The sequence below is a fragment of the Thalassotalea euphylliae genome (genome assembly GCF_003390375.1).
Classification (GTDB): Bacteria; Pseudomonadota; Gammaproteobacteria; order Enterobacterales; family Alteromonadaceae; genus Thalassotalea_F; species Thalassotalea_F euphylliae_A.
This window is the reverse complement of sequence record NZ_QUOT01000001.1, coordinates 1,588,665-1,608,434: the sequence shown is the minus strand read 5'-3', so window position 1 is coordinate 1,608,434 and position 19,770 is coordinate 1,588,665. Positions and strand designations below refer to the sequence as shown.

General features: G+C 43.8%; 17 protein-coding genes. 9 read left to right on the top strand and 8 right to left on the bottom strand.

Translation table 11 applies throughout. The features are described 5' to 3' along the window. The first annotated feature begins 279 nt into the window (after positions 1-279). From thrA to thrC, 3 genes are read left to right on the top strand one after another with little or no spacing between them, the layout of a single operon-like run. Positions 280-2,748, top strand: coding sequence for a bifunctional aspartate kinase/homoserine dehydrogenase I (gene thrA / locus DXX94_RS07145; protein WP_116014814.1), 2,469 nt, complete (start codon positions 280-282; stop codon positions 2,746-2,748). Then, on the top strand, positions 2,748-3,689 hold the full coding sequence (gene thrB, locus DXX94_RS07140; RefSeq protein WP_116014813.1) for a homoserine kinase: 942 nt from the start codon (positions 2,748-2,750) through the stop codon (positions 3,687-3,689). Before thrA ends, thrB begins: the two co-directional genes overlap by 1 nt. A gap of 16 nt (positions 3,690-3,705) precedes the next feature. After that, the gene (gene thrC, locus DXX94_RS07135) at positions 3,706-4,980 is read left to right on the top strand and encodes a threonine synthase (protein ID WP_116014811.1); all 1,275 of its coding nucleotides are present in this window, start codon (positions 3,706-3,708) and stop codon (positions 4,978-4,980) included. Positions 4,981-5,056: 76 nt separating this feature from the next. Here thrC and DXX94_RS07130 read toward each other — a convergent pair whose 3' ends face one another. After that, on the bottom strand, positions 5,057-5,620 hold the full coding sequence (locus DXX94_RS07130; protein WP_116014810.1) for a GNAT family N-acetyltransferase: 564 nt from the start codon (positions 5,618-5,620) through the stop codon (positions 5,057-5,059). 83 nt (positions 5,621-5,703) lie between these two features. On the opposite strand from DXX94_RS07130, the gene DXX94_RS07125 reads away from it, so the two are divergent. Then, positions 5,704-7,041, top strand: coding sequence for an NAD(P)/FAD-dependent oxidoreductase (locus tag DXX94_RS07125; protein ID WP_116014808.1), 1,338 nt, complete (start codon positions 5,704-5,706; stop codon positions 7,039-7,041). A 95-nt stretch (positions 7,042-7,136) separates the two neighbouring features. Here DXX94_RS07125 and DXX94_RS07120 read toward each other — a convergent pair whose 3' ends face one another. Together DXX94_RS07120 and DXX94_RS07115 are read right to left on the bottom strand one after the other, a co-directional pair. Further along, positions 7,137-9,533 (bottom strand): Ig-like domain-containing protein, encoded by a 2,397-nt coding sequence (locus DXX94_RS07120; protein ID WP_116014807.1) that lies wholly within the window; start codon positions 9,531-9,533, stop codon positions 7,137-7,139. A gap of 191 nt (positions 9,534-9,724) precedes the next feature. Beyond that, complete coding sequence (locus DXX94_RS07115) at positions 9,725-10,693, bottom strand: D-2-hydroxyacid dehydrogenase (RefSeq protein ID WP_258872117.1); 969 nt, start codon at positions 10,691-10,693, stop codon at positions 9,725-9,727. A gap of 197 nt (positions 10,694-10,890) precedes the next feature. Between DXX94_RS07115 and DXX94_RS07110 the strand changes: the two genes are divergently transcribed. Next, complete coding sequence (locus DXX94_RS07110; RefSeq protein ID WP_116014805.1) at positions 10,891-13,080, top strand: M3 family metallopeptidase; 2,190 nt, start codon at positions 10,891-10,893, stop codon at positions 13,078-13,080. 134 nt (positions 13,081-13,214) lie between these two features. After that, positions 13,215-13,808, top strand: coding sequence for a GNAT family N-acetyltransferase (locus DXX94_RS07105; RefSeq protein ID WP_116014804.1), 594 nt, complete (start codon positions 13,215-13,217; stop codon positions 13,806-13,808). A gap of 45 nt (positions 13,809-13,853) precedes the next feature. On the opposite strand, the gene DXX94_RS07100 is transcribed toward DXX94_RS07105, so the two are convergent. Further along, the gene (locus DXX94_RS07100) at positions 13,854-14,660 is read right to left on the bottom strand and encodes a DUF2189 domain-containing protein (RefSeq protein ID WP_116014802.1); all 807 of its coding nucleotides are present in this window, start codon (positions 14,658-14,660) and stop codon (positions 13,854-13,856) included. A 212-nt stretch (positions 14,661-14,872) separates the two neighbouring features. On the opposite strand from DXX94_RS07100, the gene DXX94_RS07095 reads away from it, so the two are divergent. Next, positions 14,873-15,130: a DUF3081 family protein gene (locus DXX94_RS07095; RefSeq protein WP_116014800.1), complete on the top strand. Its 258-nt coding sequence runs from the start codon at positions 14,873-14,875 to the stop codon at positions 15,128-15,130. A gap of 87 nt (positions 15,131-15,217) precedes the next feature. Here DXX94_RS07095 and DXX94_RS07090 read toward each other — a convergent pair whose 3' ends face one another. The 4 genes from DXX94_RS07090 to DXX94_RS07075 form a co-directional block, all read right to left on the bottom strand. Next, positions 15,218-16,003, bottom strand: coding sequence for an SDR family NAD(P)-dependent oxidoreductase (locus DXX94_RS07090; protein ID WP_116014799.1), 786 nt, complete (start codon positions 16,001-16,003; stop codon positions 15,218-15,220). Next, entirely contained in the window at positions 16,000-16,497 is a 498-nt protein-coding gene (locus tag DXX94_RS07085) for a thiol-disulfide oxidoreductase DCC family protein (protein WP_116014797.1), read from the bottom strand. The genes DXX94_RS07090 and DXX94_RS07085 overlap by 4 nt, the downstream gene beginning before the upstream one ends. A gap of 44 nt (positions 16,498-16,541) precedes the next feature. Further along, a complete protein-coding gene (locus tag DXX94_RS07080; RefSeq protein WP_147302247.1) occupies positions 16,542-16,952 on the bottom strand; it encodes a DUF3429 domain-containing protein in 411 nt (136 codons plus the stop codon). A 165-nt stretch (positions 16,953-17,117) separates the two neighbouring features. Beyond that, complete coding sequence (locus DXX94_RS07075; RefSeq protein WP_116014794.1) at positions 17,118-17,324, bottom strand: DUF2164 domain-containing protein; 207 nt, start codon at positions 17,322-17,324, stop codon at positions 17,118-17,120. A gap of 261 nt (positions 17,325-17,585) precedes the next feature. Here DXX94_RS07075 and iscX point away from each other — a divergent pair, with 261 nt between their 5' ends. Together iscX and DXX94_RS07065 are read left to right on the top strand one after the other, a co-directional pair. Continuing rightward, complete coding sequence (iscX, locus tag DXX94_RS07070; protein WP_116014793.1) at positions 17,586-17,786, top strand: Fe-S cluster assembly protein IscX; 201 nt, start codon at positions 17,586-17,588, stop codon at positions 17,784-17,786. 199 nt (positions 17,787-17,985) lie between these two features. After that, positions 17,986-19,677, top strand: a complete 1,692-nt coding sequence (locus tag DXX94_RS07065) for an NAD-dependent malic enzyme (RefSeq protein ID WP_116014791.1) — start codon at positions 17,986-17,988, stop codon at positions 19,675-19,677. Positions 19,678-19,770 lie beyond the last annotated feature (93 nt).

Below are 19,770 nucleotides of genomic sequence, written 5' to 3'. Positions count from 1 at the left end.
CTGCAGAAGTTTAAATTGAACTGTTTTGCCTAGTTATGCACAAAAGCTATTGGTTTATTCATAATTAATGGGTTTTATTCAGTGTTTTAGAGTTGACATTCTAAAATGACAGTGGCATGTTAAGCCCATGCTTAAAATTCAAAACCACATCATTACCATTATTACCACTACCACCCTCGAGGGTTGGTGGTCATTGGCTGACGTGTAAATAAAATAGATTTTTACGAAGCCCGTGACCCAACAAGGTCACGGGCTTTTTTGTTTTTAGAGGAAGAAAAAATGCGGGTATTAAAGTTTGGTGGGTCATCATTGGCATCAGCGGAACGATTCAAATCGGTTGCCGATATCATTCTTGCCAAAGAAAAAGAGTGTAGCGTTGCCGTTGTGGTATCTGCACCACAAGGTGTTACAAACCACTTGGTTGCTATGGCTGAAAATATTGGCGATGAAGCCAAAATGCAGCAAGATTTATCGCATTTCAAGCAAGCCATTGAAACAATCATCACCGACTTAAGTGCTAGCATTCCTTCTTTTGATAAGCACCATGCTGAGCAAGCGTTAACTGATTGGGAGCATCAATTAACACGCTTGATGCAAGGTGCACATTTACTTGAGTTTTGTCCGGATCATGTCCGTGCCCGCATCATTTCAACGGGTGAGCGATTAAGCGTCGCTATTTTATCGTCAGTGATCGCCGCACATGGAAAAGAGGCTGTAGCCTTAGCACCTGAACAATTCTTAGCAACCAATGATGTATCGCTTAATGCGGTTGCCGATCTCGTGTTATGTAAAGAGAAGTTTAGCCTTGCTTATCCTTCATTATCGGGCATTAGCATTATGCCGGGCTTTATCGGCGTTAATAGCAAAGGTGAAGTGACAACGCTTGGTCGCAATGGCTCAGACTACTCTGCCGCGGTATTAGCCGTTTGTGCGCAAGCAGAGTGCTGTGAAATTTGGACGGATGTAGACGGTGTTTATAATGCTGACCCGCGCATTATTAAAGACGCAAAACTGTTGGATTACCTCTCGTACCAAGAAGCGATGGAGCTTTCCTATTTTGGCGCGAAAGTGCTACACCCAAAAACTATAGGCCCAATTGCGCAATTCCATATTCCTTGTTTGATCAAAAACACTGGCAACCCGTCAGCGCCAGGTACTCGCATTGCTAATGAAACTGACGACAAGCAACAGGTTAAAGCGATATCTAACTTAGACAACCTGACCATGGTTAACGTGTCTGGTCCAGGCATGAAAGGCATGGTAGGTATGGCTAGCCGTGTATTTGCAGCGATTAGCCGCGAACAAATTTCTATGGTGATGATCAGTCAGTCATCAAGTGAATACTGTATCAGTTTCTGTATTCATACTGCTGACACGTTCCGTGCCGAACAAAGTTTAAAACAAGAGTTTGAGCTGGAGCTATTAAACGGTTTATTAGAACCAATCGAACTACAAAGCAATTTGTCTATTGTTTCACTTGTAGGTGATGGTATGCACCATCAACGTGGTGTAGCGGCTAAATTATTCTCATCATTAGCACAAGCACGCGTGAATGTTGTGGCGATTGCACAAGACTCTTCTGAGCGCAGTATCTCAGTGGTGATAGAACAGCGTAAATGTACTGATGCACTTAAAGTGTGTCACCAAAACTTCTTCTCACACCGTTTGACTATTGATGCTTTTGTCGTTGGTTGTGGCGTTGTAGGTAGTGAACTGCTAGGTCAAATTGCTAAGCAGCAAGCAAGCCTTAAAGCGCAGCAAATTGAGCTAAAAGTATATGGCCTAGCGAATTCAAAAGGTATGCTATTTAATGAAGGTGGTATCGACTTAGCTAATTGGCAGCAAACACTAGCCGATGCCTATGAGCAGCAACGAGAGCCGCTGTCGGTTGATAACTTAAAAGCCTTTGCCCGTGATAACCACTTAATCAATCCTGTATTAGTGGATGTCACCTCGAATGAAGCGCTAGCGTTGCAATACGCCGATTATTTGGCAGAAGGCTTCCATGTCGTCACACCAAACAAAAAAGCCAATACAGATTCCTGGCAGTACTACGGCAAGCTACGCGAAGCGGCGCAAAGCACTAATCGCCGGTTCTTATACGAAACAACAGTCGGTGCTGGCTTACCTGTGATTGATACCTTACAAAACTTAATTAAAGCCGGTGATGAATTAGTGCGTTTTGAAGGGATTTTATCTGGCTCACTATCTTACATTTTCGGTAAGCTAGAAGAGGGCATGTCGCTGTCTGAGGCGACAGCGATAGCCAAAGAAAATGGCTTTACTGAGCCTGATCCGCGTGATGATTTAAGCGGTATGGATGTCGCACGAAAACTACTGATCATGGCGCGTGAAGCGGGTATGCCTTTAGAGCTAAAAGATATCCAAGTAGATTCTGTATTGCCGAATAACTTCGATGCTAGTGGCGATGTCAGCGAATTTATGAATAACTTAAACGCACTTGACGGTGAAGTTGCCGAGCAAGTGGCGAAAGCCCAAGCAGAAGGGAAAGTGCTACGCTATATCGGCACCATTAACGAAGGTAAATGCCGTGTTGCGATTCAAGCCGTCGCAGCTGACCATCCGCTTTATGTAATTAAAGACGGCGAAAATGCGCTCGCGATTCACTCTCGCTACTATCAACCACTGCCATTTGTGCTACGTGGCTATGGCGCAGGTGCTGCAGTTACCGCAGCTGGTGTTTTCGGTGACTTATTGCGCACGCTAGCATGGGAGCAACAACACTAATGGCAGTTTCAGTTTTTGCCCCTGCTTCAATCGGCAATGTCACGGTTGGCTTTGATGTCTTAGGTCTGGCAGTGCAACCGGTTGATGGCAGCTTGTTAGGCGATGTGGTTAGTGTCGAAGCCAGTGATAGCGATCGTCTTGATGTCATTGGCAACTTCGCTAATAAATTACCGAGCGAGCCAAGCGATAATATCGTTTGGCACTGTTTGCAGCTGTTTAATCAAGCTTTGGCTGAGCAAGGTCATGCCATTCAGCTTGTTAGGTTAACGCTCGATAAAAAAATGCCAGTCGGTAGCGGTTTAGGGTCAAGCGCGTGCTCAGTTGTCGCAGCTCTTGAAGCGCTTAATGCGTTTTATGACAAGCCATTTTCGCCTGAGCAGATGTTAGCCATGATGGGGCAAATGGAAGCGCAAATTAGTGGCAGCCTGCACTACGATAATGTTGCGCCATGTTATTTTGGTGGATTGCAGTTAATGATTGCCGATCCCGCCATTATCACTCGCACTTTACCAAGCTTTGATGATTGCTATTTTGTGATGGCGTATCCGGGTATTGAAGTCTCGACTAAAGCTGCACGTGAAGTTCTGCCTAATGAGTACTCAAAAGCTGATGCCATTGCCTTTGGGCAAACCTTATCAGGCTTTGTTGACGCTTGTTACCGACAAGACAAACAACAAGCTTTCGGTCATTTTAAAGACGTACTAGCTGAGCCTTATCGTGAAAGTTTATTGCCGGGCTTTGTTGAAGCGAAAGCTCATTTGCAATCGGCAGGTTGTTTAGCGGTTGGCATTTCTGGCTCAGGGCCGACATTATTTGCTGTGACCGATGACAAAACACTGGCTGACAACGCAGCTACTTGGCTACAAAAAAATTACTTATCAACAGAATTAGGTTTTGTGCATGTCTGCAAAGCCGATACACAGGGCGCTCGCTGCCTGTAAATGGAAGGAAGTTAACGTGAAGTTTTATAATTTAAAAGAAAATGAAGAGCAAGTCAGTTTTGCTCAAGCAGTTAAACAAGGCTTAGGCAAAAATCAGGGCTTATTCTTTCCTGAAGATATTCCGGCGCTCGACAATGTTGATGAGCTATTGGCTATGTCTTTGGTTGAGCGCAGCGTGCATGTATTAGCCCCTTTTGTCGCGGGTGATTTAACCAAAGATGAACTAGCTGAAATTGTCACCAATGCCTTTAATTTTCCTGCGCAAATTCAGCCGATCAGCGAGCAACGTTCAGTATTGGAGTTATTCCATGGTCCAACGCTAGCCTTTAAAGACTTTGGTGCACGCTTTATGGCGCAGTGTCTACAAAAATTCACTAATGGCCAAAAGATCACCATTTTAACGGCAACTTCTGGCGATACGGGCGCAGCCGTTGCTCATGCATTTCATGGCTTAGAGAATATCCGTGTGGTGATCTTATACCCGAAAGGTAAGATCAGCTTACTGCAAGAGAAAATGTTCACAACGCTTGGCGGCAATATTGAAACCATTGCCATTGAAGGCAGCTTTGATGATTGTCAGGCACTTGTTAAGCAGTCATTTGACGATAAAGAATTAGCACAAGCCATTGGCCTAAATTCAGCTAATTCAATTAATATCAGTCGCTTACTTGCGCAAGTCTGTTACTACTTTGAGGCGGTGGCTCAGTTAAAACGTCAAAATAGCCAGTTAGACGATATCGTCTTTTCTGTGCCAAGTGGTAACTTCGGTAACTTAACGGCGGGCTTATTTGCTAAAGCGATGGGCTTGCCAATTAAACGCTTTGTTGCCGCAACTAATGCCAACGATACTGTGCCACGTTATTTAGCAACGGGCGAGTGGGCACCGAAAGCCACGGTAGCGACTATTTCTAATGCGATGGATGTTAGTAACCCGAATAACTGGCCGCGTGTTGAGCATATGCTAAAAGCGGGCATAGTAGACGAATGTGTGAGCTCCATTTCGGTCGATGAAGAGCAAACCCAATCAACTATGTTGCAACTGAATAAATTAGGCTATATCAGCGAGCCGCACGCGGCAGTTGCTTACAAAGCGCTTGGTCACTGTGAAGACAATGAGTTTGGTGTGTTCTTAGGTACTGCGCATCCCGCTAAGTTTAAAGATGTAGTGGAAAGTACGTTGGGGCAACCAATTGCACTGCCAAAAGAATTAGCCGATTGCGCTGGTGAAAAGATTTTATCGGTGGATATGAATGCTGATTTTGCTGGTTTAAGAGCTTACTTGTTGAAGTAAGCTCATTAAGAAAAGGCTTTTAGCTTTAGTCTTTTAATTCAAGCTTTTTAACTAAAGCCTTTGGAGTTAAGCCTTCTTAATCAAAATAAATGATCATTTCTGCCGCTTCACAGTGGCAGTCAAAGCCACAAAGAATGCAATCGTAGCCATTTAATGCGTCTTCACGCCACTTATCAGGGTGCGATTGCACTAACTCGCCACCACATTTGGTAAAGTATTTCACTGCGCTATTGCCTGGACTTTGCTTCCATAAATGGCTAACGCCAGCGATTGCACCTTGCTGTTTGGCGGCAGCAATCGACAGCTTAAGTAATTCACTGCCAATACCATAGCCTCGGTAGTTTTCATCAACGGTATTACATTTGAAATAGCAAACTTGAGCCGTATCTGCCTGCCATTTTTGTGGGGAACACCATTTGTCGATATGCCATTGCTCGGCGGCATAGGTAATGCGAAAACCAACGAGCTTGTCGCCGTCATAGGCAACAAAGCCAGCATTAATCTCCTCTTTAAAACCTTTTTGATACCAGTCTTGAATATTGTTCTCGTTCATATAGCCATCACCGTGCACATGGTTGGCTAGCTGGATCACTTTAGCAAAGTCATTTGGGGTCAACGCCCGATAGTCAATGGTCGTCATTACTGCTTGTCACGCCAATTAAAATAATGGCATAGTTTGCCACTGTTTTGATTTAGTTGCATTAACGCTCGCCCAATTAACCTATGTATGATCCGCTTCACGATTCCATCCCTGGTATTAACCTTGACTATCCCAACAGCTATTGGGCTGATGTTTCTGGCGAAAGCTCAGACAATGATGGCCAGCTGCAAAGTGATCTCGATGTTGATGTCGCCATCATTGGCGGTGGCTTTACTGGCTTATCCTGCGCTTATCATCTTGCCGCCGAACGAGGTATCAAAGCGGTTGTGTTAGAAGCAAACCAGACCGCTTGGGGCTGCAGTGGTCGTAATGCAGGATTTGTCTTAAAGAGCTCTGGTCGAAAATCGTTTACTGAAATGGCGAACGATTGGGGCAATGAAGTAATGCGCGGCATCTATCAAGAAATGGCGGCGGGCGTTGATACCGTCAATAGTTTAATTGCACAAGGCATAGACTGTGATCGCCAAGCACCCGGCTATTTAAAAGTTGCTCATAAGCCTAATAAGCTCAAGGAATTAATTGCCCTCGCTGATGTTCAACGCCAGCAATTTGGTTATCAAGTGGAAGTGCTGTCAAAGCAGCAAGTCCGTGAGCAGTACATGGATGACCAACAAGCCTATGGTGCCATTCGATATCAAGATGGTTTTGGTTTAAACCCCTTAAAACTTGCCTGGGGCTATCAGCGCTTAGCGCGCCAAGCAGGTGCTAAAATTTATACTGGCACGCCAGTGGTTAGTTGGCATCAACAAGGCGAATATCAAGAGTTAATCACGCCAAGTGCCAAGGTACGAGCGAAAAAAGTAGTGCTAGCAACCAATGGCTATACACCCAAAGGCTTTCATCCTTGGGTTAATAACCGATTCTTGCCTGTACTGTCTCAAATTATTGTCACTGAGCCGCTGACCGAGCAGCAAATTGCAGCATGTAACTGGCAAACGAATAATGTGGTGATGGACACTCGTGCGTTAAAATACTATTACCGAAAGCTGCCAGATAATCGTATCTTATTTGGTGGGCGCGGCGCTATTACTGGTAAGGGCGCAGAAGATGATTATTACCCGAAACGCTTGCTTTCGGTATTAAAGCAGAGTTTTCCTGCACTTAAACGCATTAACTATGACTATGCATGGGCCGGCTGGATTTGCATGTCATTCGACGATATCCCGCATATTTATCACGATGACCAGCAACAGGTTTTCTATGCCATGGGCTATTGCGGGGCAGGGCTGTCATTTTCGGCACAGGCAGGTAAGCGCTTAGCGGAAAGTGTCGCAGAAAAACAGCTTCCTAATTTACCGATATTTAATCGTCACTTACCTAAGTTTCCGTTTGCCCCACTAAGACGAGTTGGGCAATGGGGCTATTTTCAATACGGCAAAATCAAAGATAGGTATTTTTAGCAACTTAACATAGTAACTTTTAGATAAAATCATTTGTTGCAGATGTAAAAAAACCACGCTAAATCGTGGTTTTTTTATGGGATTAACTAGCTTGCTTAGTTAAGGTTAATAGTTAATGGCGACATGCTGGTCGTCGTTCCTGACGGCGCGGTAATGGTGACTTCCAATACACCGGTTTGAGGCTCACCACCGGCAGGGTTACTAATCAAGAATTCTAATGTAACGGCCGACAACCTGTCATCAAAAGTAAATTCAGTTTGACCGAATAGCTCACCTGCAGTTGATGTCACTGTAACCTGTGTATCACGAGGCATTGCTTGCAGCGCTGTATCAGAAACAAACAGCTCAAAGCGCTGTGAGCTGCCATCACTAATACTAGGTACATTCTGGCGAATGTTGGTAATGTTAGATCTGAAGGTATCGCCAGCGCCATCGCTTAAGGTAAATGATGCGCTTGAACTCGCCATTACCATGACAATTGCTTTACGCACATGAATGGCTTGATTATCTTCAGCTGCACAACGCACGCCCTGGCATTGCGGACCGTTAAACAAACCGTCTTGTGTTGTAAAGCTATTATCGTTATTAAAATCTAAGAATACTTCACCCGCATCATATTGATTATCTTCATCATCATCACGCCATGCTTCACTCATATCAACAAAGCCAGAGGCTTGAGCCACCTGACGGCCACGACCTGAAGATACAGTCGAGTTAACAATGGCAGTACCGTCATTGTCGTCAAAGGTATTATTACCGTTAGTGTCAAAGAAGGTTTCGTGGCCAAGCGCCGTCGCTAAAATGGTAATACGGTGATCAGGTACACGTGGCTCTGTACTAGTCCAAGTAACTGAACAAGCGCCGTTAGTTGTAATACAGCTTGGCTCAATGGCACCGCCTTCGGTGGTAAAGTTGACTGTTGTACCGTCTGGTACTGGGTTATTAAAGTTGTCAGCTAAGCGGGCAGTAATTTGCGCTTCAACACCGCTGATATTGTCAGCCTCTGGGTTGCGAATATCAGTTGATAAGGTGACTGAACGTTGCTCAGGTAGGCCGGTATTTACTGACAATAAATCTGACTGGGTTTGTACCTCAATAGTTTCATTGCCGACATTCATCGTCGACTTAGCCGAAACACGAACGGCTGTTGGCACTGTGCCTGCCGTAACTTTAACAGTGACAATACCTTGGCTGTTAGTAAGACCAGATGTTGGACTTAGCGTCATGCCACCTACTTGAGTACTTAAAGTAAAGTCTACAGCTTGTTGCGCTAGTGGGTTACCTAAGGCACTGCGCACAGTAAAGGTTAAGGTAGAGGTTTCTTGTTGGCCTTGGCCACCCGTACCTTTTAAGACAATAGAGGTCGGCTCAGCAGAGGTAAATTCAATTGAGCCAAGCTGTTCGCCAGCGATACTCACTGTGCTTGAAGCAATGCTAGTAACGCCGTTAACGGTGATTGATGCAACGATCGCATCATCAATACCTGAGCTGCCTGCACAGCTTAAATCTTCAAAGGTCGCATTGGCAGTTCCTTTGATGGTAAAGACTGATTCATCAACAGTCGCATCACCACTTTGCACACAGTTCGAAGAAAAGCTTACTGGTGTTGGTGTATTAATACGGTTACCTTCGCTATCCACTAAATCTACGGTTAAACCTAATGTCCCGCCTGCACTGATGGTGTCTGAGCCTAATAGAACCTCACCTTCGTTAAAGGTTCCGCTAGCATCAATATGACCAATGCGAATACCTTCATCGACAATAACAGCGTCAGCAGCAATGATTTCGTAGTTAAATTGACTAGGTGTTACTTCACTGTCTTCACCAAGTGACGCAACCACAACGCCAGCGCCTATTTGACCGTCGCTTAGCAGCGTAACCTTAGCTTCACCTTGGCTATTCGTTAGTGCCGTAGTTGTGTTCAAGGTGCCAATATCGGCTGTAAAAGTCACAATTTCATTAACAATAGGTTGATTAGCATTAGTCGTTAAGCGGGCAATAATTTGCGCTTGTTGATCCGCTTTAAACTGGCTCGTGACTTGGCCATCGACTAATAGTTGGCTAGCAAGACTAGGTGCTTGCACGGCTGTTGCTTGTAAAAACTCGAAATCGTCTGATGCCGTCAGTTCACCAATCGTCGCTGTGGCTGTACCTGCGCCAGCAGCAAGCTCAACATTAGTGACCGTAACACTTGCTTGGCCTTGTTCATTGGTGAGGCGCGAGCTAACGGCTAGGCTTCCGATGGTGGTTTCAAAGCTGACACTGCGGCCTGCGATGATTTGCCCATTGCTATCTAGTACGGTTGCTAATAGCTGTACTTCATCATTTGCTTGAAAGCTTTGTTGACTTTGCCCGGACGCATTCAAAATGGCTAGGGTAATTGAATTGACTGTTTGGCTTTCATTGGTGGTGGGATTGTCTCCTGAGCTGCCATTACAACCAACTAAAAGGCTAAGGCTCGCAAAAAGCAGTGCCGTGAAGTACTTTTTCATTCGGAATACCTGTTGAAAAGGATGGACGTAAAACTACAGCAAGAATAAATTTCTGTCGGTAAAAAGTCTATGAATTTTCTGGGCTATTTTGTGTTCTTAATCAGATTTTACTTTGTTAGATTGCTGGCAATTTTAAATAGTGAGTTTGGCTATTCGCGTAATCAAACTGCTTGGGCAGCGCATCCATTAGCCTAATTCACCTTGTTTATCAACTTGCCAGTATTAAAGCCTACGATATTTGCCGTAACTATATTTAAAATGCGTTGCTGTGCTTGTTGGCTTGCCCAAGCAATATGACCCGTGATAGCAAGATTGGGAATATCACCGCTAACCATTCCTGCAACTAATGGGTGTGAGCTTGGTGGGGGTTCTTGATCAAGCACATCTAAAATGGCGTAACTAAGCTGCTGTGTTCTCAATGCATTGGCTAGTGCGTTATTGTCAATTAAGTCGCCACGGGCAGTATTAATCAATATCGATGAGGGTTTCATTTGAGCTAAGCGATCACTATTGATTAACCCTTGAGTTGCGGGCGTTGAAGAACAATGCAAACTAACAATATCGGCATAAGCTAGCATATCGTCAAAACTGACGCGGCCTTCGCGAACTGTCTGGCTGTCAGGTCGCTCTGCAATTAGTACTTTCATATCAAATGCACGTGCCGCTTTAGCAACCGCTTGACCAATATGACCATAGCCTAAAATACCGAGTGTTTTTCCCGCTAATTCATTAATTGGTTGATCGTGCAAACAGAATGCTTGGCTTGTGCTCCATTTGCCGCTGGCAACATTGTAATTATGCTGTTCAATATTTTGAAAACGCTTAAATAGCTGTGAAAAAACATATTGAGCGATTGCTGGCCCTGCATAGTTTTTTGCATGACAAACCTCAATTTGGCGCTGTTTAGCAGCGTCTAAATCAATGTTGTTCGTACCAGTTGCGGCAACACAAATCAGTTTTAGCTTAGGTAGCTTGGCCAGTGTTTCGGCATCTAATACCACTTTATTGGTGATAATTATTTCGGCATGCTGGGCGCGGCTAATCACTTCTGCTGGCTGAGTAAACTCATGTAAGGTGAGCTTTTCTGTTACTTGGCGAATTGAATTAACATCAAGGCCAGAATTAAAGGTGCCGTAATCAAGAAATACTGTTGTCATCATTTTATTGCCGCTTAGCGTGGCTCAGGGGAATGGCGCAAGCTTAACGAGAAAGGCAATAGGCCTCAAGTACGGCGATTCACATGGTTTTTACGATAGTTGTAATGGCGTTATTAACTCACAGCACTTATAGTAACGCTGGTGAAGGTAAGGGCATAGTGCCCGCAAAGCCTAAGAACAATAACTAGAGATAGTAAACCATGAAATTAAACAAATTATTCGCCGCAATGGCGATTTCTGGCGTACTTTGGGGATGTAACTCTACAGATACTAGCCAAGCCGTTAGCCAATCACCAGAAGCCGAGGTTAATACTGTGGCTGCAAATAGTGCAGAAGTTCTAGCTGCAACTGAGCTGTTAATGTCAGAATGGACTGGCCCATACCAAGGTGTACCAGCGTTTGATAAAGTATCACTCATTGGCTTAAAGCCTGCGCTAGAAAAAGCGATGGCGTTGAATTTGGCTGAAATCGAGGCGATTGCTAACAATCCAGCACCAGCAAACTTCGAAAACACCATTGTTGAAATGGAACGTGCAGGCAAAGTACTCAATCGCATTTTCAGATATTACGGTATTTGGAGTGCTAACCGTTCTTCAGCTGAATTTAGAGAAATTCAAAGTGAAATGGCACCTAAGCTGTCAGCGTTTTTCTCAAAAATTAATCAAAACGATAAACTTTTCCAACGTGTTTCAGCTGTTTACAACGGCGAAGAAGTCAAAAGCTTATCAAAAGAGCAGCAACGCTTAGTGTGGTTGGTGTACAACGGTTTTGCTCGCAATGGCGCAACCTTGCAGGGCGAACAAAAAGCACGTTACGCTGAAATTAACCAACGTTTAGCTCAGTTACATACAAAATTCGCTAACAACGTTTTAGCTGATGAAGAGAACTACGTACTATTTCTTGATGAAAGCCAGCTAGGTGGTTTAACTGATTCTATTATTGCGGCAGCAGCGAAAGCGGCAAAAGAGCGCGGACAAGAAGGTAAATACGCCTTTACCAATACTCGTTCTTCAATGGATCCGTTCTTAACCTATTCAACTGAGCGTGAATTGCGTAAGCAAGTTTGGGAAACCTACTACAACCGTGGTGACAATGGTGACGAATTTGATAACAACGAGATTATCAAAGAGATCTTAACGCTTCGTCACGAGCGCGTTGGTTTATTAGGTTACGATAATTATGCATCGTGGCGTTTAGAAGATCGTATGGCGAAAAAGCCAGAAAATGCGATCGCGTTAATGGAGAAAGTTTGGCCAGCAGCAATTGCCCGTGTTGATGAAGAAGTAGCAGACATGCTTAACATCGCCAAAGCAGACGGCGTGAAAATGATCAAACCATGGGATTACCGTTACTACGCTGAAAAAGTACGTATGGATAAATACGCACTTGATTCAAGCGAAGTGAAGAAGTACCTACAAGTTGAAAAGCTGCAAGATGCAATGTTCTATGTTGCGGGTCGTTTATTCAACTACAGCTTCAGTGAAATTACCGATGGCTCAGTACCTGTATTCCATGAGGATGTGCGCGTATGGGACGTAAAAGATAAAACCTCTGGCGAGCATATTGGTTTATTCTACTTAGACCCGTTTGCCCGCAAAGGTAAGCGCAGCGGCGCATGGGCGACAACCTACCGCAGTCATACCACGATTGATGGTAAAACTAACGTATTATCCTCAAACAACTCGAACTTCATCAAAGGTAAAGAAGGCGAGCCAGTATTAATTTCTTGGGATGATGCAGAAACCTTCTTCCACGAATTTGGTCATGCATTGCACTTCTTGTCATCTAATGTTGATTATCCAACGCTAAATGGTGGTGTGCGTGATTACACTGAATTCCAATCACAGCTATTAGAGCGTTGGTTAACGACAGATGAAGTGATTAACACTTACTTAGTGCACTACAAAACTGGCGAGCCAATGCCAAAAGATTTAGTCGCTAAAATCAAGCAAGCAGCAACTTTTAATGAAGGCTTTAAAACGACTGAGTACTTAGCGTCTGCGATTATCGATATGAAGCTACACACGACAGATCCTGCTGGTATTGACCCAGATAAATTTGAGCGTGAAGAATTAGGCAAATTAAATATGCCATCGCAAATTGTTATGCGTCATCGCACGCCGCATTTTGGTCATGTGTTTAGTGGTGAAGGCTACTCAGCTGCATACTACGGCTACATGTGGGCAGAAGTGCTGACGTCTGATGCGTCAGAAGCGTTTGAAGAAGCACCAGGTGGTTACTACGATCCTGCTGTTGCAGCGAAACTAGTAGAGCACTTGTTCAGCGTGCGTAACGCGGTAGATCCTGCCGAAGCTTATCGAGCGTTCCGTGGCCGTGACGCTGTGGTTGATGCGCTAATGCGTGACCGCGGTTTTCCGGTGACCAAATAGTAACTTTTAAAATAAGTTATCAGCTACTAACTAGCTGAACTAGAAGCTCAATACGCTAAAGCCCGCATTTGCGGGCTTTATTATTTTTATCTATATTGCACAATCAAATTATCACGCCAACAAGGAATATACTGATGAAAATCACCCCATCTGAACGTTTGTTTTACCGTTTACTAAAAGCTGACGATGCACAGTTATTGGCAGATCTTGATCAAGACCCTGAGGTAATGAAATACATTAACGGTGGGCGAGTTAATACGCTTGACGATATCGAGCAAGTGTTCATGCCAAGATTGCAAAAATTTGTTAACCCTTCGCAAGGCTGGGGGATGTGGGGCGTTTTTACACAAGGTGTGGAAGCGCAACAAACCACAGATGTAACTCAAGCAGCATCTCAAGCAGAGCATGACCGTGAGCACTTTATCGGCTGGGTTTTGATAAGACCAATGGGCTTTTTTACGGATAAACCCAACTGGGATGAATTAGAGATAGGCTGGCGCTTTAAACGTAACACCTGGGGCAAAGGCTATGCAACCGAATCTGCACAACATGTGATGTCGGCGATTAAATCACTGGGTATTGCTCGCGGTATTGGCGCGATTGCCTTGCCAGATAATTCCGCCTCTATTGGTGTGATGAAAAAGCTTGGCCTCCAATATGCCTCTACCTATCAGCATACTGATCCACTAGGTGACGCAGAAGTTGTTTATTACCGACTCGCTTGGTAGTCGCTAGTAAGTAGTCGGTAATAAACAAAATATATTTATAATTATCTACTCGTAGTGACGTTCACGTTTCGTTTTTATCACGGCAATATATGCATGCCAGCTCGCATAGCTCAGCACTGGCATAATTAAAATAAATCCGAACCCTTGGGTTAAGAACCCCACAAGTACAAAGCCTAAAATGACTAAGGCCCATGCAAACATGGCGACGACATTCTTGTTAACCGCTTTTGCTGAGCTTATCACCGCGGTCATAATATCAACGCGGCGTTCAACCATAATTTGTGGCGTAAAGGCGCTGATGGTGAACACCACAGCAGCCATGGCTGCTCCCACTAGCGTACCGAAACCTAAAAAGAACGTAAGTTCCTCAAAGGTTGGATTTACGGTATTAGGATAAAGTGCATGGATCAAGGCGGCTAGGCGAGTCCACGCAATCATGCAAATCATCAGTAAAATGGCAAAGCCCCATTCGCCAACGGGGTTTCTAAACATGGATTTTAGGCTATGTGACATGGTCGGCTTGTGACCCTTTTCTAGCTCCCAGGCGACATCGTATAAACCGGTGGCAAATGCCGGACCAATCAAAGCAAAGGCAATTGTGGCGGGTAAGATGATCAAATGATTTTCTGTGTTTGCCACCAAGTAGAAAATTGCCACAGGTACGACACTAAAGATAATGCCGTAAATTAAACTGATTAATGGGGCTTTAGTAAAATCTTTAATGGCTAAACTTAACCAGTGAAAACAGGCAAATGTACTGACTTGATTACTTTCAATCGTTCTGGCAAACGCTTTTTTGTCTCGTGTTTGACGGTTTGCTTGTGCCTGTGTTGACGTCTGAGTGGTCGGCATATCATATCCCTCGTTCGTTGTCGTTCTTGCGGATACTGCTTCATAATCTAGGGTAGTCTACCTATTTGATTACGCAGTTATATTAACCATGGTTCATTTTTCCCGATTGAGCCAGTTTATGGGTAATTTCGTAACCTAGTTTGTATTTTTAGGCGTTAAAGTTATAGCGCAGGGTTAGCTCGTAAGCCGCAGCGATGAAGTAAGGAGGAAGCATGCACAACGAGCTAGACGTAAAATATTGTCTGTCGGTGTTTAATAAGGTGCTTAGTGACGGTGAAGTGTTAGAGGGTAAACGCCATTGGCAAGGGCTGTCTGCGTGGGCTGATTTTGATGGCTATACCTGCTATTTACAGTTTAATCAGGTGGTGGTGACTTTGCTGTTTCACGGTAAGTATGATATTAGCAAGCCTAATGAAGAGGCTTGGCAACAATTTTTAAAGAAAATTAAAAGTTTGGCAGACAGTTTATAACAGTTTACTTTGCTGGTTATCAGCTACACAGGAATGCTTTTACCAAGCAATCACTTTACCAAGCAATCACTTTACCAAGCAATCACTTTACCAAGGAATCACTTTATGCTGCCAATCAAGGTAACTAGCCTGTCCATCCAACTCAACATGGTGCTTGGCTGACAATAATTGCGTTGCAACAAATGCGGGTGTAAACAGCTTATCTTTGCGCACATTGCGCTGAAACGGTTTAGATAACGGCGTGTCCGTTGTTCCGGGGTGAAATAAAATAAATTTGACCTGCTTAGCTCTGCGACTCGCCTCTATCGCCAAACATTTTACTGCCATATTTAATGCTGCCTTTGACATTCGATAACTGTACCAACCGCCCAATTGATTATCGCTAATACTGCCGATGCGAGCACTCATCACAGTAACAAAACAAGGTGCTTGATAATGTTCTAAATAAGGCATTAAGGATTGTAACCAGCGCAGTGGTGTTAACGTATTGGCTGAAAAAACTTGATCGAAAGCGCTTGGCTCAAACGCTTCGATTTTTTTCTCTGGCATAAAGTCTTCGCTGTGTAAGATACCATTGCAAATAATAATTTCGCCTAGTTGTCTTTGAACTTTAGAGTGAGTCACAGATAGAGTTGCAAAGTGCTCAGTTAACAAGGCTTGTATACTTGCTTGCTGATAATCACTTTGTCGCCAAGTTAATTTCCCATTGGCCAAAAAAGGCGCCAGTGATTGCGGCATAGCTTGTCGAGATACGGCGATAACCTTGTTAAGTTCAGCTTTTGCTTTATTTTTGTTTAGGTTGTCGTTTAGAAGCTGCGCAATCACTGCTTGGGCAATGGTACTGCTAGCCCCTATTACTAGACTCGTTCTCATTGCCGTATTTTCCTTTCTGAATCAATGTTGCGCTCGGTGTGAGGTACTTCGTCACTAACTTTATTTGTGTGGCTAGACTGTTGATAGGTCGTTGGAACTGCGCACCCACAATCTTGTTTGTCTGGCGTTTCTTGCTTGGTTAGCTTGGCGTAGAGCTTAGAAATGCTGTGGCGATTAGCTGCAAATAACCGATAGCCGAGCTTTGCCAAGGGTCGAGTCAATGGCCAGGCTAAGGGCTTAACCCAAAACTCTTTACCGACTAGTCGCCATGCATGGTAATTCACATCGATACCCGTGATCACTTTGCTCCCGAGTTTACCGTGTATGATTTTCATGGCCTCTTGGCTATCAATATCAGGGAAATGAACAGCGAAATTAGCTTGATGCAAGTCCTCAAATTGGATGAGTTGTTTGGTATTTCGCTTGGCTAAGGCATTGATTTCAGCAACGCATAACGAGCAGTTGCCATCAAAGAATAGGGTAAGCTCTGCCATGTTTATTTCCTATTAAATATAAGTCTGCTGCTAACGATAGGTTGCTAAAGAGCGCTAAAAATCAAGATATGACAAAGTACGACTATGCTGGTTAGTACTATTCGCAACAATTGGTAGCCAAGTGGCTTGTCAGTGAATAACCCCATTTTAAATTCACTTGCGAGCAGCAACACAAAGCCACTAGCTAACACAGGTAAAGCCAGTTGTGCTGGCAGTAATAAGCAGGCGAAGGCAACTAAAGTAAACAGGTTGGAAATGATAGTTGCTATTTGCGCTGTTTGCTTTAGCCACAGGGTACCTGCAAGGAAACTCAATATGCAGGCGCTGTAGGCGACAAAAACTTGGTATGGCGAGAGCGACAATAATGAGGTATTAGTGGTTGCTGCCCATGCTGCGGCAATAAATGGAATTAACCCTAGGTAACCCAGTGTTCGCCAATTGATTATATTTGCCATTGCTTTCACACCTTTTGTTTTCACGCCTTTATTGCCTGTGCAATGCACTGTTGTCTGTGTGGGGAGTTACGCAGTGCGATGCACAGGCGATCAGTAACGCAGGGAGAATTGCTGTTTAATTGGCTTAATTAATCAACAGGCAGCACCAACTCATCAATTGCGTCACTAATTAAATCGACTTGTTGCTGCATTTTTTATCTGGGCATCGGCAACACCCTGATTGTAAAAATGTGGTGAAAACTGCTCGACAATAAAGTCACATAAAAACTCTGCATCAAAGCCGCCAATATCAATGGCTAGCTCGTCGTTTAAGTAGTTGGTAAGTTTTTGGGTTAAATCATTTTTTTGTTGTTTTGATAAGGATTTCATCATGCTAAGAGTTGTTCGACTATGGAGTAACTCTTTATACTAAGGTGAAAATTTTATTCAAGCCTAAACTATGCTCGACTACCTTAAGAAGCTATGGCACACCGACTGTCAATTTTGCCGAAAAACGCGCTATTTCCTGTTATGGCTTATACTCATGCTATTAGCGGATTACTTTGTTTTTAAATTAATTTTTTAGCAGCCTTGCTAGTTTTTATCGGTTGCTTAAGTGATGAACTGATACGAAAACAAGAGAGGAGAGTCTTGATGGCACTGAAATGGGTAGACTCACTTGATATTGCCTTAGCCTTAATTGACGAACATCCAGAGGTTGATCCAGCGCAACTGCATTTTCCTGAATTAATGCAGTGGGTGATTGCTTTAGAAGAGTTCGATGATGACCCAAACCGTTGTGGAGAGCGTATCCTCGAAGCTATTCAACAAGCTTGGATTGATGAAGCTGACTGACTTTGCGTTAAGTTAAGTTCACGTTTTTTTGATCGTTAGTATTTTGAATACCATAAAAATTTGAACTTGACCCTATGGTCGGCTTTTTAGTTCACGGTTCATCAACTATACTGTCGGCCAAATTTAGCGGCAGGATCATTAATACGATTACATCGCTAACAAATTTCCGCCCCAACACAATATTCTAATCAAAACTATTATGACAGAAGCCAAAAAACGCCCATTGTATCTTCCTTATGCTGGCCCGCACTTGCTTGAAACTCCGCTACTGAACAAAGGTAGTGCGTTTAGCAAAGAAGAGCGTGCGATGTTTAATTTAACCGGATTAATTCCACCAAGTTACGAAACGATTGAAGAGCAGGTTGAGCGCTGCTACCAGCAATTTAGTAGCTTTCAAACAAACCTAAATAAGCATATCTACTTACGTAATATTCAAGACAAAAATGAAACCTTGTATTACCGACTTGTGGAAGAAAATTTAGAGGAAATGATGCCAATCATCTATACGCCAACGGTAGGTGATGCATGTGAGCGTTTTTCTGATATTTATCGCAGTAACCGTGGTTTATTCATCGCTTATGAAGAGCGTGACCAACTTGATGATATTTTACGTAATGCCACTAAAAATAAAGTCAAAGTGATTGTTGTTACTGACGGTGAGCGCATTTTAGGCTTAGGCGACCAAGGTATTGGTGGTATGGGTATTCCAATTGGTAAGTTAGCGCTATATACCGCTTGTGGTGGCATTAGCCCAGCGTACTGTCTGCCAATTACGCTCGATGTTGGTACCAATAATGAAAAGCTGTTAAACGATCCTATGTATATGGGCTCACGACATCCTCGTATTAGCCAAGATGAGTACAACGAATTTGTTGATATGTTTATTCAAGCGGTGAAGCGCCGCTGGCCAAATGTGATGTTGCAGTTTGAAGATTTTGCACAGCCTAATGCAATGCCGCTATTAGAAAAATACAAAGACGAAATTTGCTGCTTTAATGATGATATTCAAGGCACGGCATCGGTAACGGTTGGCACATTATTAGCGGCCTGTCGTACCAAAGGGGTTAAGCTTGCTGATCAAAAGGTTGTCTTTGTTGGCGCGGGCTCTGCGGGTTGTGGTATTGCTGAGCAAATAATTAGCCAAATGGTCAGTGAGGGTGCATCAGCTGAGCAAGCTCGTTCACAGATCTTTATGGTCGATCGCTTTGGCTTATTAACGGAAGGCATGACTGGCCTGCGAGACTTCCAGCAAAAGCTAGTGCAGTCAACAGGTGTACTAAGTGATTGGCAAGTGGCGGGCGAATACGCCAGTTTGCTAGAAGTGATGGAAGGCGCAAAGCCAGATGTATTAATTGGTGTTTCTGGGCAAGCAGGATTGTTTACTGAAGAAGTGATCAAAGCTATGCACAGCCATTGCCCTCAGCCAATCATTTTCCCATTAAGTAATCCTTCACGCCAAGTAGAGGCAACACCAGAGCAAGTGATCACTTGGACACAAGGCCAAGCGATTGTCGCAACCGGTAGCCCATTTAAACCGGTTGAATATCAAGGTGAATTGTTCCCAATTGCCCAATGTAATAACAGCTACATTTTCCCGGGGTTGGGCTTGGCAGTTGTCGCCGCCAAAATCAGCCGCATTACTGATGAAATGTTGATGGTTGCGAGTGAAACATTGGCACAAGCGTCGCCACTGGCTAATACTGGACAAGGGGAACTATTGCCGCCAATTACGGAAATTTCAGCATTAAGTAAGCGTATTGCCGTTGCTGTCGCGAAAGTCGCCTATGCGCAAGACTTAGCGTTAGCGCTTTCTGACGAACAATTAAGTGCAAAAATTGAAGCGAATTTCTGGCAGCCAGAATATCGCCAATATCGCCGTACCAGCATTTAAGAAAAGTATCTAAGCACAGTATTTAAACATAGTGTTTAAGCTCGGTATAAGAAATTAATGCTTAATGAATAGCTGAAACGGAGCACTAAGTTG

What these genes read in the sequence shown, in the direction of transcription:
- thrA (WP_116014814.1), top strand. Translation starts at nt 280, where the DNA reads ATGCGGGTATTAAAGTTTGGTGGGTCATCATTGGCATCAGCGGAACGA.
- thrB (WP_116014813.1), top strand. Translation starts at nt 2,748, where the DNA reads ATGGCAGTTTCAGTTTTTGCCCCTGCTTCAATCGGCAATGTCACGGTT.
- DXX94_RS07130 (WP_116014810.1), bottom strand. Translation starts at nt 5,620, where the DNA reads ATGACGACCATTGACTATCGGGCGTTGACCCCAAATGACTTTGCTAAA.
- DXX94_RS07125 (WP_116014808.1), top strand. Translation starts at nt 5,704, where the DNA reads ATGTATGATCCGCTTCACGATTCCATCCCTGGTATTAACCTTGACTAT.
- DXX94_RS07120 (WP_116014807.1), bottom strand. Translation starts at nt 9,533, where the DNA reads ATGAAAAAGTACTTCACGGCACTGCTTTTTGCGAGCCTTAGCCTTTTA.
- DXX94_RS07115 (WP_258872117.1), bottom strand. Translation starts at nt 10,693, where the DNA reads ATGATGACAACAGTATTTCTTGATTACGGCACCTTTAATTCTGGCCTT.
- DXX94_RS07110 (WP_116014805.1), top strand. Translation starts at nt 10,891, where the DNA reads ATGAAATTAAACAAATTATTCGCCGCAATGGCGATTTCTGGCGTACTT.
- DXX94_RS07105 (WP_116014804.1), top strand. Translation starts at nt 13,215, where the DNA reads ATGAAAATCACCCCATCTGAACGTTTGTTTTACCGTTTACTAAAAGCT.
- DXX94_RS07100 (WP_116014802.1), bottom strand. Translation starts at nt 14,660, where the DNA reads ATGCCGACCACTCAGACGTCAACACAGGCACAAGCAAACCGTCAAACA.
- DXX94_RS07095 (WP_116014800.1), top strand. Translation starts at nt 14,873, where the DNA reads ATGCACAACGAGCTAGACGTAAAATATTGTCTGTCGGTGTTTAATAAG.
- DXX94_RS07090 (WP_116014799.1), bottom strand. Translation starts at nt 16,003, where the DNA reads ATGAGAACGAGTCTAGTAATAGGGGCTAGCAGTACCATTGCCCAAGCA.
- DXX94_RS07085 (WP_116014797.1), bottom strand. Translation starts at nt 16,497, where the DNA reads ATGGCAGAGCTTACCCTATTCTTTGATGGCAACTGCTCGTTATGCGTT.
- DXX94_RS07080 (WP_147302247.1), bottom strand. Translation starts at nt 16,952, where the DNA reads ATGGCAAATATAATCAATTGGCGAACACTGGGTTACCTAGGGTTAATT.
- DXX94_RS07075 (WP_116014794.1), bottom strand. Translation starts at nt 17,324, where the DNA reads ATGATGAAATCCTTATCAAAACAACAAAAAAATGATTTAACCCAAAAA.
- iscX (WP_116014793.1), top strand. Translation starts at nt 17,586, where the DNA reads ATGGCACTGAAATGGGTAGACTCACTTGATATTGCCTTAGCCTTAATT.
- DXX94_RS07065 (WP_116014791.1), top strand. Translation starts at nt 17,986, where the DNA reads ATGACAGAAGCCAAAAAACGCCCATTGTATCTTCCTTATGCTGGCCCG.